Annotated in this window: 13 protein-coding genes; 9 read left to right on the top strand and 4 right to left on the bottom strand. The window is 71.4% G+C overall.

All coding sequences use genetic code 11. The features are described 5' to 3' along the window. Nucleotides 1-37 precede the first annotated feature (37 nt). From ACFO0B_RS28060 to ACFO0B_RS28045, 4 genes are all read left to right on the top strand, one after another. Entirely contained in the window at nucleotides 38-1,120 is a 1,083-nt protein-coding gene (locus ACFO0B_RS28060) for an isocitrate/isopropylmalate dehydrogenase family protein (RefSeq protein WP_378616097.1), read from the top strand. 173 nt (nucleotides 1,121-1,293) lie between these two features. Beyond that, nucleotides 1,294-2,163: an ABC transporter substrate-binding protein gene (locus tag ACFO0B_RS28055; RefSeq protein ID WP_378616258.1), complete on the top strand. Its 870-nt coding sequence runs from the start codon at nucleotides 1,294-1,296 to the stop codon at nucleotides 2,161-2,163. Between the two features lies 1 nt (nucleotide 2,164). Next, nucleotides 2,165-3,091, top strand: coding sequence for an amino acid ABC transporter permease (locus ACFO0B_RS28050; RefSeq protein WP_378616095.1), 927 nt, complete (start codon nucleotides 2,165-2,167; stop codon nucleotides 3,089-3,091). An 8-nt stretch (nucleotides 3,092-3,099) separates the two neighbouring features. Beyond that, nucleotides 3,100-3,852 carry an amino acid ABC transporter ATP-binding protein gene (locus tag ACFO0B_RS28045; RefSeq protein WP_378616256.1) on the top strand — a complete coding sequence of 251 codons (753 nt, stop codon included), beginning with the start codon at nucleotides 3,100-3,102 and terminating at the stop codon, nucleotides 3,850-3,852. Between the two features lie 75 nt (nucleotides 3,853-3,927). Here ACFO0B_RS28045 and ACFO0B_RS28040 read toward each other — a convergent pair whose 3' ends face one another. Then, nucleotides 3,928-4,821 (bottom strand): LysR family transcriptional regulator, encoded by an 894-nt coding sequence (locus ACFO0B_RS28040; RefSeq protein WP_378616254.1) that lies wholly within the window; start codon nucleotides 4,819-4,821, stop codon nucleotides 3,928-3,930. Between the two features lie 70 nt (nucleotides 4,822-4,891). Here ACFO0B_RS28040 and ACFO0B_RS28035 point away from each other — a divergent pair, with 70 nt between their 5' ends. The 4 genes from ACFO0B_RS28035 (at nucleotide 4,892) to ACFO0B_RS28020 (ending at nucleotide 7,961) form a co-directional block, all read left to right on the top strand. Continuing rightward, nucleotides 4,892-6,157 (top strand): FAD-binding oxidoreductase, encoded by a 1,266-nt coding sequence (locus ACFO0B_RS28035; protein ID WP_378616093.1) that lies wholly within the window; start codon nucleotides 4,892-4,894, stop codon nucleotides 6,155-6,157. A gap of 67 nt (nucleotides 6,158-6,224) precedes the next feature. Beyond that, nucleotides 6,225-7,106: an SPFH domain-containing protein gene (locus ACFO0B_RS28030; RefSeq protein ID WP_378616091.1), complete on the top strand. Its 882-nt coding sequence runs from the start codon at nucleotides 6,225-6,227 to the stop codon at nucleotides 7,104-7,106. A gap of 11 nt (nucleotides 7,107-7,117) precedes the next feature. Continuing rightward, complete coding sequence (locus tag ACFO0B_RS28025; protein WP_378616089.1) at nucleotides 7,118-7,318, top strand: hypothetical protein; 201 nt, start codon at nucleotides 7,118-7,120, stop codon at nucleotides 7,316-7,318. A 55-nt stretch (nucleotides 7,319-7,373) separates the two neighbouring features. Continuing rightward, nucleotides 7,374-7,961 carry a hypothetical protein gene (locus ACFO0B_RS28020; protein ID WP_378616087.1) on the top strand — a complete coding sequence of 196 codons (588 nt, stop codon included), beginning with the start codon at nucleotides 7,374-7,376 and terminating at the stop codon, nucleotides 7,959-7,961. A gap of 3 nt (nucleotides 7,962-7,964) precedes the next feature. On the opposite strand, the gene ACFO0B_RS28015 is transcribed toward ACFO0B_RS28020, so the two are convergent. Further along, on the bottom strand, nucleotides 7,965-8,810 hold the full coding sequence (locus ACFO0B_RS28015; protein WP_378616085.1) for a class I SAM-dependent methyltransferase: 846 nt from the start codon (nucleotides 8,808-8,810) through the stop codon (nucleotides 7,965-7,967). Between the two features lie 363 nt (nucleotides 8,811-9,173). Here ACFO0B_RS28015 and rpsA point away from each other — a divergent pair, with 363 nt between their 5' ends. Further along, a complete protein-coding gene (gene rpsA / locus ACFO0B_RS28010) occupies nucleotides 9,174-10,649 on the top strand; it encodes a 30S ribosomal protein S1 (protein WP_378616083.1) in 1,476 nt (491 codons plus the stop codon). 63 nt (nucleotides 10,650-10,712) lie between these two features. On the opposite strand, the gene ACFO0B_RS28005 is transcribed toward rpsA, so the two are convergent. Together ACFO0B_RS28005 and ACFO0B_RS28000 are read right to left on the bottom strand one after the other, a co-directional pair. After that, a complete protein-coding gene (locus ACFO0B_RS28005; protein ID WP_378616081.1) occupies nucleotides 10,713-11,564 on the bottom strand; it encodes an alpha/beta fold hydrolase in 852 nt (283 codons plus the stop codon). 112 nt (nucleotides 11,565-11,676) lie between these two features. Beyond that, on the bottom strand, nucleotides 11,677-11,847 hold the full coding sequence (locus ACFO0B_RS28000) for a hypothetical protein (RefSeq protein WP_378616079.1): 171 nt from the start codon (nucleotides 11,845-11,847) through the stop codon (nucleotides 11,677-11,679). Between the last annotated feature and the right edge of the window lie 196 nt (nucleotides 11,848-12,043).

Genomic DNA, 12,043 nt, shown 5'->3' with positions numbered 1-12,043 from the left:
GAACCCGCGCGCCGGAACCGCGCGCCACGATGAACGGGTGAGCGGGAGCACGGAGGGCGGGCTGCGGCTCGGCGTATTGGACGGCGACGGGATCGGGCCGGAGGTGGTGGCGGCCACCACGACGGTGGTCGACGCGGCGCTCGGCGCGGCGGGGGTGCCGCCGGTGGAGTGGGTGCCGCTGCCGTTCGGGCGCGCGGCGCTGGACGAGTTCGGCGACGCGGTGCCGGAGCGGACGCTGCGCGAGCTGGAGCGGCTGGACGCCTGGATCCTCGGTCCGCACGACAATGCCTCCTACCCCGGCGGGCATGCCGACCCGCCCAGCGGCAGGATCCGCAGGCACTTCCGGCTCTTCGCCAATATCCGCCCGGCCAGGGCGTATCCCGGCGTGCGGGCGGCGGCCCCCGATATCGACCTGGTGATCGTGCGGGAGAACACCGAGGGCTTCTACGCCGACCGGAACATGGCGATCGGGTCGGGGGAATTCGCCCCGACCCCGGACGTCGCGCTCTCGGTCGGGCTGATCACCAGGGCGGGCAGCACCGCCATCGCGCACGAGGCGCTCCGGGCCGCGCGGGCGCGGCGCGGGCGGCTGACCATCGTGCACAAGGCCAATGTGCTCCCGCTGACCATGGGGCTGTTCCGGTCGGTCTGCTACGAGATCGCCGCGGAGTACCCGGACGTCACGGTGACCGACGAGCACGTCGACGCCGCCGCGGCGCACCTGGTGCGCGCCCCCGCCGACTACGACGTGCTGGTGACCGAGAACCTGTTCGGCGACATCCTCTCCGATCTCGCCGGTGAGCTGAGCGGATCGCTCGGCATAGCGCCGTCGGTGAACTGCTCGGCGCGCAAGGCCATGGCGCAGGCGGTACACGGCGCCGCACCGGACATCGCCGGCCGCGGCATCGCGAATCCGGTTGCGCTGCAAGGGAGTGCTGCGTTGTTGCTGCGGCGGCTGGGTGAGCGCGGCGCCGATCAACGGGTGCTGACGGCGGCCGGTGCGCTGGAGGCCGCGCTCGGCGCCGTGCTCGCCGCCGGAGTGGCCACCCCCGACCTCGGTGGCACCGCCACCACCAGCGAGTTCACCGGGGCGGTCGAGCGCGCGCTCGGCAGACCGTAATGCCACCGGCGGGAACCGTCCGGCATTAATGTTCGGTTACTGTGCCAGCACGGACGGTGCCGGTCGCCTAGATTTGCCGGACGGGCGGTGCCGCCCGGGTTGTGCGATTCCGACGTGCGTGGAGGTCTGCTGTGGCTGTTCGATCGGTGCTCGGCAGGCGTGCCCTGCGGGTGATGTGTGTGATCACCGGGGGCGCGCTGGTCCTGACCGGGTGTACCAGCAATACCGAGGACGCGGGCTCCGGGAACGAGGCGGAGAAGGTCCAGGTCGACAAGGTCGACGCCATCGCCGCGCAGCTGCCGGACAAGCAGAAGCAGGCGGGCAAGCTGGTGATCGGGGTGAACGTCCCCTACCAGCCGAACGAGTACAAGGATGCCTCCGGCAAGATCGTCGGCTTCGACGTCGACCTGATGAACGCCGTGACGGCCGTGCTCGGGCTGCAGGCCGAGTACGTGGAGTCCGCGTTCGAGAAGATCATCCCGGCCATCCAGGCAGGCACCTACGACGTCGGCATGTCCTCGATCACCGACTCCAAGGAGCGCGAGGAGCAGGTCGACTTCACCACCTACTTCAACGCGGGCATCCAGTGGGCGCAGCAGGCGGGCAAGCCGGTCGACCCGGAGAACGCCTGCGGCAAGCGGGTCGCGGTGCAGGCCACCACCGTCGAGCACACCGACGAGGTGCCCGCCAAGAGCGCGGCCTGCGTGGCCGCGGGCAAACCCGCCATCGACATCCAGGCCTTCGACGAGCAGAGCCAGGCCACCAATGCGCTGGTCCTCGGGCAGGTCGACGCCATGTCCGCCGATTCGCCGGTGACCGCGTACGCCATCAAGCAGGGCGGCGGCAAGATCGAATCGGCCGGGCCGGTCTTCGACTCCGCGCCGTACGGCTGGGCCGTGCCGAAGGGCTCGCCGCTGGCGGCCGCGCTGCAGCGGGCGGTGCAGCACCTGATCGACAACGGGCAGTACAAGACGATCACCGACAACTGGGGTGTGCAGGACGGCGCCATCACCACCTCGGTGATCAACGGCGCGACGAACTGAGATGACGGTCGACACCATCAAGCCGGAGAGCGCCGAGCCGGAGCCGATCAAGGCGGTTCCGCTGCGCAGACCCGGCCGCTGGCTCGCGGCCGCGCTGATCCTGGCGCTGGTCGGGCTCTTCCTCTACGGCGCCGCCACCAACGAGGCCTACCGCTGGGACACCTACTGGGCCTACCTGCGCGACGAGCGCATCGTCGCGGGCGCGGTGGTGACGCTCGAGCTCACCGTGCTCGCCATGGTGATCGCGGTGCTGCTCGGCACGGTTCTGGCGGTCATGCGGCTCTCGCCGAACCCGGTGCTGCGCGCCAGCGCCTGGGTGTACCTGTGGATCTTCCGCGGCACCCCGGTCTTCGTGCAGCTGGTGTTCTGGGGGCTCTTCCCCTCGCTGTACCGGCAGATCCAGCTCGGGGTGCCGTTCGGGCCCAGCTTCTTCGAGCTGGACGTACAGGGGCTGCAGGCCGCGTTCACCTTCGCGGTGATCGGGCTCGGGCTGAACGAGGCCGCGTACATGGCCGAGATCGTGCGCGCCGGGATCAACTCGGTGGGCGAGGGGCAGCGCGAGGCCTCGGTGGCGCTCGGCATGTCCTGGGGCCAGACCATGCGCCGCACGGTGCTGCCGCAGGCCATGCGGGTGATCATCCCGCCGACCGGCAACGAGCTGATCGGCATGCTCAAGACCACGTCGCTGGTGACCGCGATCCCGCTCAGCACCGACCTCTACGGCCGGGCCCGCGACATCTACGGCGTGAACTTCCAGCCGATCCCGCTGCTTCTGGTCACCGCCACCTGGTACCTGGCCATCACCAGCGTGCTCATGGTCGGGCAGTACTACCTGGAGCGGTACTACTCGCGCGGAGCCTCCCGCCAGCTCACCGCCAAGCAGTTGCGGGAACTGGCCGAGGCGCAGAAGGTGGTGGAGCCGCGGTGACCGAACCGATGATCCGGGCGGACCGGGTGTGCAAGAGCTTCGGTGCGCTCCGGGTGCTGCGCGGGATCTCGCTGGAGGTGTCGCGCGGCGAGGTGCTCTGCCTGATCGGGCCGTCCGGCTCCGGCAAGTCCACCTTCCTGCGCTGCATCAACCACCTGGAGGTGGTGAACGCGGGCCGGCTCTACGTGGACGGCGAGCTGGTCGGCTACCGGGAGAAGAACGGCAAGCTCTACGAGCTGCACCCGCGGGTCGCGGCCAGGCAGCGGCGCGAGATCGGCATGGTGTTCCAGCACTTCAACCTGTTCCCGCACCGCACCGCGCTGGAGAACCTGATCGAGGCGCCGACCCAGGTGAAGCGGGTCCGCAGGGCGGACGCGGTGACGCGGGCCAAGGAGCTGCTGGACCGGGTCGGCATGGTGGAGAAGGCGAACGCCTACCCCGCGCAGCTCTCCGGCGGGCAGCAGCAGCGGGTCGCCATCGCCAGGGCGCTGGCCATGGACCCCAAGCTCATGCTCTTCGACGAGCCGACCTCCGCGCTCGACCCGGAGCTGGTCGGCGAGGTGCTCACGGTCATGCGCGAGCTGGCCGCCTCCGGGATGACCATGGTGGTGGTGACGCACGAGATGGGGTTCGCCCGCGAGGTCGCCGACCAGCTGGTGTTCATGGACGGCGGGGTCGTGGTGGAGTCGGGGAAACCGAAGGAGGTGCTCGCGGCGCCGAAACAGGAACGCACGCAGGCATTCCTGTCGCGGCTGCTGTAAGGGGCCGCCGACGGCGTCGACCGGCATTCGCGCGCCGGGTGCGGAGCCGGTGGTCGCGTGCGGGCGCGCCGGGCCTCAGGCCGGGGCGAAGGCCGTGCGGAGCGCGGTGACCAGGGCCGCGGCGGCGGGGCCGCGGGATTGCTCGGCGTTCCAGGCCAGGGCCAGGCGGCCGCGGATCGCGGGGACGAGCGGGATGGCGCGGACGCCGAAGGCCTCCGCCTCCTCCGGGCCGAGCCCGGGAACGACGGCGATCCCGAACCCGCGCGCGGCGAGCCGGAGCAGCAGCGGGGGAGCGGCCGCCTCGAACGCCACCTCGGCGCGGAACCCCGCCGCCGCGCACGCCTTCTCCAGCTCGGCCCTGACCCCGGTGCCGGTCGGCAGGCAGATCAGCGGCCGGTCGCGCAGCGCCCGCACCCGCAGCGCCGTCCCGTACCCGTCGGCATCGGCGGCGACCGCCGCGACCACCGGGGTGTCCAGGATGATCTGCAGCCCGAGCCGGGGGTCGGGCGGGTCGCTGGTGAGCGAGACCAGCGCGGCGTCCAGCTCTCCGCGCAGCACCGCCGCCACCATCTCGGCCGAGATGTCCTCGGTGAGGCCGATCGAGATCCCCGGGTGCGCGGCGTGGAACCCGGCGAGCGCACCGGCGACGTCGAACTCGTCCGCGGTGGCGCCGGAGATGAGCCCGATCCGCACCTGCCCGCGCAGCAGCCCGGTGAACTCGTCGGCCACCCGCCCGGCCCGCTCCGCCGCGGCCAGCGCCGCCCTCGCGTGCGGCAGCACCGCCGCCCCCGCCTCGGTGAGCGTGACCCGCCTGCCGCCCCGGTGCAGCAGCGGCAGCCCGAGCTCCTTCTCCAGCTGCGCCATCTGCGCGCTGAGCCCCGGCTGGGTGATGTGCAGCCGCTCGGCGGCCCGGGTGAAGCCGCCCTCCTCGGCGATGGCGACGAAGTAGCGCAGGTGCCGCAACTCCATAACTGACACTTATCCGATCCATCAGAACTATCTGTTTCACTTCTAGTCTACGGCGCGCGAGGGTGGAGTGATGGACAGTTTCCAGACCGCCTACGCCCACCGCCCCGGCCTGACCGTCGAGGTACGCACCGCCGCCGAGGTCGCCGCCGCCGTCCGGCACGCCGCCGAGCACGACCTGCCGATCGGCGTGCACGCCACCGGCCACGGCCTCTCCGTTCCGCTGAACGGCGGCATCCTGATCGACACCGCCCGGCTGCGCGGCCTGCGGATCGACCCGGACACCCGGATCGCCCGGGTCGAGGCGGGCGTCCGCGCGGGCACCCTGCTCGAGGCCGCCGCCGAGCACGGCCTCGCCCCGCTCTCCGGCTCCTCGCCCTCGGTGAGCGTGGTCGGCTACCTGCTCGGCAGCGGCCTCGGGCTGCTCGCCAGGCGCTACGGCTACGCCGCCGACCGGGTCCGCGCGCTGGAGCTGGTCACCGCCGACGGCGCGCAGCACCGGCTGGAGCCGGGCGACGCGCTGTTCGGCGCGGTGTTCGGCACCGTCGGCAACTTCGGCGTCGTCACCGCCGTCGAGCTCGAACTGCTCCCGGTGGCCGAGATCTACGGCGGCCAGCTCGTCTTCGATGCCGCCCTTACCGAGCCGGTACTGAATGCCTGGCGCGCCTGGGCCGCCACCGCGCCGGACACCGTGACCACCTCCGCCGGGCTGCTCACCTACCCCGACCTGGAACAGCTGCCGCCGTTCCTGCGCGGCCGCTCGGTGGTGAGCCTGCGGATCGCCGTCGAAGGCACCGCGGCCGAGGGGGAGCGGCTGGTCGCGCCGCTGCGCGCGGTCGGCGAGCCGATCACCGCAGACCTGCGGATCATGCCGTACGCGGAGTCCGGCAGCATCCACCGCGAGCCACCGGAGCCGCACGGCTACGCCGCCACCAACGCGCTCATCGCCCGCTTCGACGCCGCTGCTCAGCGCGCATTGCTCGCCGCCACCGGCCCGGCGACCGTGGTCGACATCAGGCAACTCGGTGGCGCGCTGCGCGAGCCGGGCAGGTCCGGCGCGGCCATCGACTTCCGGGAGGCGGAGTTCCTGGTCCGGGTGATCACCGCCGCCGACGGGCCCGGCCCGGTCCCCGCGCTCGACGCGGTGCGCACCGCCCTGGAACCGTGGACCCTCGGTCACCAGCTCGGCTTCCTCTACGGTGCGGGCGATGTCGCCGACGAGGCGCAGACCAGAGCCGCTTTCACCCCGGAGACCTACCGCAGGCTGGCCGCGCTGAAGGCCGAGTACGACCCCGCCGCCCGCTTCCGCGCCACCCGCGCCATCGTGCCCGCGCACTGAACCGACCTTCCGGCGAGCCGCACTCCCTGCTATCGTGGTGATATCACTTTGATACTGGGAGGATGTCATGAAGTTTCGACCCGCATGGCACGTCAACGGGTTCGCGGTCCTGGTGGCGTGGTTCGTGCTCACGCTGGGGTTCGGCGCGGCGGCGGCCTACGGCTTCGTGGTCGCGGCGCGCGACGGCAGCACCCCGGCGCTGGTCGCGGCGATCGCCGCGACCGTGCTCGCGGTCGTGGTGCTGATCCTGGCCAGCGGCCTGATCGTGGTGAACCCGAACGAGGCGAAGGTGGTCCAGTTCTTCGGCCGCTACATCGGCTCGGTCAGCGAGCCCGGGTTCTTCGCGGTGCTGCCGCTCACCGACCGCAAGAGCATCTCGCTGCGGGTGCGCAACTTCGAGACGCAGAAGCTGAAGGTCAACGACGCCGACGGCAGCCCGGTCGAGATCGCCGCGGTGGTGGTCTACCGGGTGGTGGACAGCTTCAAGGCGGCCTTCGCGGTGGACGACTACGAGGAGTACGTGGAGACCCAGTCCGAGGCCGCGGTCCGGCACCTGGCCACCACGCACCCCTACGATTCGCACGAGGCGGGCACCAGCCTGCGGGACGGCGCCGAGATCGCCGAGGAGCTCACCGTCGAGCTGCGCGAGCGCACCGCGCTGGCCGGTATCGAGGTGCTGGAGGCCAGGATCACGCACCTCGCCTACGCGCCGGAGATCGCCCAGGCCATGCTGGTACGGCAGCAGGCGGCGCAGGTGGTCGCGGCCCGCACCAGGATCGTGGAGGGCGCGGTCGGCATGGTCGGCATGGCACTGGACCGGCTCAGCGAGCAGGGCGTGGTCGAGCTGGACGAGGAGCGCCGCGCCGCGATGGTCTCCAACCTGCTGGTGGTGCTCTGCGGCGACCGCGCGACGCAGCCCGTGGTCAACGCGGGCTCGCTCTACAACTGAGCGGGGCCCGGATGGCCGAACGCAAGAAACTCCTGCTCCGCCTCGACCCGGCGGTGTACGACGCGATCGCCAGGTGGGCCGCAGACGACCTGCGCAGTGTGAACGCCCAGATCGAATTCGCCCTCCGGCTCGCGCTCGACCAGGCCGGCCGGAATCCGAAAAGCGGTCGGGTCGGACGGGATTCGGCCGCCGCGGACGAATCGGAGCCCTGAGGGTCGCGGGCAGCGGAGCGCGTGCCATCGGCACCCGCTCCGCTACCGTGTCCGCGTGCCGCTCTCCTTCGACCTCACCGGAATGCACGCGCTGGACGACAGCACCTGGGGGGATCCGGTCACCCGCGACGTGGTCGCCGTGCACTACTTCGACATCGCGCCGGAGCTGCCCGCCGGGCTGGACGACGCCGAGACGCTGCGGCGCAGGCTCGCCGAGCACCACGCCGCCTCCGGCTGCCTGATCGAGGCGCTCGTCATCTGGGTGGACTCGCTGCCCGCACTGCTCCGGGTGGAGAAGGTGCCGATGCCCTTCGCGCCGGGCAAGTTGGCCTATTCCGCCTCGATCCTGGTGCCGCGGGCGCGGTGCAGCGCCGTTCTGCAGATCATCTGCCCCGAGGTGGGCGACCCGATCGCCCGCGAGGTGGTGGTCACCCAGCAGGCCGAGACCAGGAACCGCAGGCGCGGGCACCCGTACGCGCCGGGGCTGCAGGGCAGGCTCCCCTTCACCTCCGCGGACGACGTGCGCTGGGACGAGAGCTTCCCCGACCACCCGCTCAGCCGCGCCAGGCGCTGGGTGGTGCAGACCGTGCCGACGGTCCGGGTCGACCCGGAGTTCGCCGCGCTGGAGCCGTACCCGGGCTGAGCGTCAGGGCTTGCGGGTCACGAAGATGGCGGTGCCGGGGAAGATCTCGCCGCGCAGCGGGCTCCACTGCCCCCACTCCCGATCCAGCCACTCCGGCCAGTCCGGCTCCACGATGTCGTCGAGCAGCAGCCCGGCCCCGACGATCTCGCGCACCCGGTCGCCGATCGTGCGGTGGTGCTCCACGTAGACCGGGGTGCCGTCGGCGCCGGTCTCGACGTACGGGCTGCGGTCGAAGTAGGACTGCTGCGCGACCAGCCCGGCCGGGCCCGGATCGTCCGGGAAGATCCAGCGCATCGGGTGGTTCACCGCGAACACCCAGCGCCCGCCCGGCCGGAGCACCCTGGCCACCTCGCCCATGACCGCCGCCGAGTCGGCCACGAAGGGCACCGCGCCGAAGGCCGAGCAGGCCAGGTCGAAGCTCGCGTCCGGGAACGGCAGCGCCTCGGCGTCGGCCTGCACCAGCGGCACCATGGGCCCGCCGCGCGCCATCACCGCGACGCCGCGGCGCAGCATGCCCGCCGAGATGTCCAGCCCGACCGGGCGCGCGCCGTTGCTCGCCAGCCAGCGCGCGCAGGGCGCCGAGCCGCAGCCGATCTCCAGCACGTCCCGCCCGGCGACCGGGCCGAGCAGGTGCCAGTCGCCCTCGTGCAGCCCCTCCGGGCACCAGACGAACTCACCGCCGGGGGTGTCGACGCCGAGGAAGTTCGCGTGCTCGCGGTGGTAGTCGGCGGCATCGGCGTCCCACCAGCGCCGATTGGCCCTGCTGCTGGCGGCCGAGCCGGCCGGGGTACGGGTGACGGCGGTCACCCCGAGCTCGGCCTCTGCGGTCGCGTGGCGGTGGTCGGACACTCGGGTGAGCCTAGTCTTGCTGCGGATTTCGGCGCTTCCGGCCCGGTTTGCCCGGGCGTGATCAGGTGCCGTACGCTGATCCACGAGTGTCAACTGTACTGGCGTACCGATCACCGGGGTTCTCGAAGGCAGGGTTTTCCGGGGGGTGAGCCGGTCGTAGCACAGGGTGTCGGGCCGGGTACACTCGGCGCGCCTCCCGAAACACTCCGCGCTCGGAATATCCGGCGGCCACGCCGGGTTTCGTCAGGCGATGCGTGCGGTACGTTCATTGTGTCCGTCGTCGCATCGTCGCGGTGATTTCGCAGCGTACCGAAAGTTCCAATGTCCGCAACCGACCACAATCCGTCCGGAGCACACCGACACATGCCCACCACCGTCACCTCGCCGCAGGTAGCCGTCAACGACATCGGCTCCGCCGAGGATTTCCTCGCCGCCATCGACGCCACGATCAAGTACTTCAACGACGGCGACATCGTCGAGGGAACCATCGTCAAGGTCGATCGCGACGAGGTCCTGCTCGACATCGGTTACAAGACCGAAGGCGTCATCCCTTCCCGCGAGCTCTCCATCAAACACGATGTCGACCCGAACGAGGTCGTTTCCGTTGGCGATGAGGTGGAAGCCCTGGTCCTCACCAAGGAGGACAAGGAAGGCCGCCTGATCCTGTCGAAGAAGCGGGCGCAGTACGAGCGTGCGTGGGGCACCATCGAGGAGCTCAAGGAGAAGGACGAGGCCGTCAAGGGCACCGTCATCGAGGTCGTCAAGGGCGGCCTGATCCTCGACATCGGCCTCCGCGGCTTCCTCCCGGCCTCGCTGGTCGAGATGCGCCGGGTCCGCGATCTGCAGCCGTACGTCGGCAAGGAGATCGAGGCCAAGATCATCGAGCTGGACAAGAACCGCAACAACGTGGTCCTCTCCCGCCGCGCCTGGCTGGAGCAGACCCAGTCCGAGGTGCGCAGCGAGTTCCTGCACCAGCTGCAGAAGGGCCAGGTCCGCAAGGGTGTGGTCTCCTCCATCGTCAACTTCGGCGCCTTCGTCGATCTCGGCGGGGTCGACGGCCTGGTGCACGTCTCCGAGCTGTCCTGGAAGCACATCGACCACCCGTCCGAGGTCGTCGAGGTCGGCAACGAGGTCACCGTCGAGGTGCTCGACGTCGACCTGGATCGCGAGCGCGTCTCGCTGTCGCTGAAGGCGACCCAGGAGGATCCGTGGCGGCAGTTCGCCCGGACCCACGCCATCGGCCAGATCGTGCCGGGCAAGGTCACCAAGCTGGTTCCCTTCGGCGCCTTCGTCCGCGTCGAGGAGGGCATCGAGGGCCTGGTGCACATCTCCGAGCTGGCCGAGCGCCACGTCGAGGTGCCGGACCAGGTCGTCGCGGTCGGCGACGACGCCATGGTCAAGGTCATCGACATCGACCTGGAGCGGCGCCGGATCTCGCTCTCGCTGAAGCAGGCGAACGAGGACTACAACTCCGAGTTCGACCCGTCGAAGTACGGCATGGCCGACAGCTACGACGAGCAGGGCAACTACATCTTCCCCGAGGGCTTCGACTCCGAGACCAACGAATGGCTCGACGGTTTCGAGAAGCAGCGCGAGGAGTGGGAGGGTCGCTACGCCGAGGCGGAGCGTCGCCACAAGATGCACACCGCGCAGATCGAGAAGATGGCGGCCGACGCCGCGGCCGAGGCCGCGAACGGTGGCGGCTCGTCGAACTACTCGTCGGAGTCCGGCGGCGGTTCGCAGTCCGCGTCCTCCTCCGTGCCGGAGTCGTCGGGTGGCTCGCTCGCCAGCGACGCGCAGCTCGCCGCGCTGCGCGAGAAGCTGTCGGGCAACGCCTGATCCGCTCAGCAGTACACCGAAGGCCCCGATCCGCGCGGATCGGGGCCTTCGGGCTTTCCGGGGTCAGCCCGCGGCGCGGGCCGCGATGATCGCGGCCAGCTCGGCGGGGCGCTCCTCGGGAATCCAGTGCGCGGCGTCCAGGGTCTCGGCGCGGAACGGGCCGGTCGCGTAGCGCGCGGTCAGCTCCGCGCAGCGGCGCGACATGAACACGTCGCGGCTGCCGCGCACGTGCGTGGTCGGCACCGCGACCGGGCGCCGCGCCTGCCGCGGGTCCACGATCGGCATGGCCCGGTACCACTGCAGACCGTAGTGCAGCGCGCCGCCGTCGACCACCTCGCGCAGCAGCCGGTCCCACTGCTCGCCGTCCAGGCCGGAGAGCCTGGCCGCGTAGCGCCGCAGCCGCGGCGCCGCGGCCGCCCGGAACGCGCGGGCCAGCACGAACTCCGGCAGCACCGGCAGCTGGAACAGCAGCATGTACCCGGTGCGCAGCGCCTGCGTGCTGCTGCCGAGCGAGCGCAGGAACGCCATCGGGTGCGGCGCCGAGACCGAGGTGAGGGTGCGCACCAGATCCGGGCGGGCGGCCGCGGCCGACCAGGCCACGATCGAACCCCAGTCGTGGCCGACCAGGTGCACCGGGCCGCACCCGAGCGTCTCGATCAGGGCGGCGGTGTCGCCGACCAGCGCGCGCACCCGGTAGGCGTATCGGCCCCGCGGCCGCGCCCCCGGTGCGTAGCCGCGCTGGTCGGGGGCGATCGTGCGATACCCGCGCTCGTGCAGGAAGGGGGCGAGCCGGTCCCACTGCCGCGCGTTCTGCGGGAAGCCGTGCAGCAGGACGACCGGGGTGCCGTCCGCCGGCCCGGAGTCCGCCACGTCGAAGACGAGCCCGTCGTTGGTGTACGAGGTCAGCCGGGTCATGCCGCGACGGTAACCGGGGGTGGGCGCCGCCTGTCGATTCCCGCGGTGGCATTTCGGGACACCGGGACGACAAAGGCCCGGCCGCGGGGGCCGGGCCACATCTCGCGCGAGTTCAGTTGGCGGTGGCCGGAATCCAGCGGGCGACCGCGAACAGCGGGCGTCTTCGCGACGACACGAAGCTGTGCCGCGACGGGCTGAGCAGCGCGGTCAGCCACGGCCTGCGGTACTCGGCGATCGCCGCCGCCACGGCGGGGTAGCGGATGCAGTGCACTCCCCCCGCCATACCGAGGCGGTGGCGACCCGCTCGGTTGAGTTCGGTGCGCAATGAACGTCCTTTGCCTCGATGCTGGAGCGGCCGGAATTCGCCAGGCCGAACAGTATCGGAAAACTTCCGATCGGCCCAGTACTTCGTCCTGGAAAACGCCGCCGCGTGTCGGAAAGTTATCGTCGCCGACGCGGGTCGCACGGAAATTGTTGCG

This window comes from Nocardia jiangsuensis (genome assembly GCF_042650385.1).
Classification (GTDB): domain Bacteria; phylum Actinomycetota; class Actinomycetes; order Mycobacteriales; family Mycobacteriaceae; genus Nocardia; species Nocardia jiangsuensis.
The sequence above is the reverse complement of the archived record's forward strand: the minus strand, read 5'-3'. Positions and strand labels throughout refer to the sequence as shown.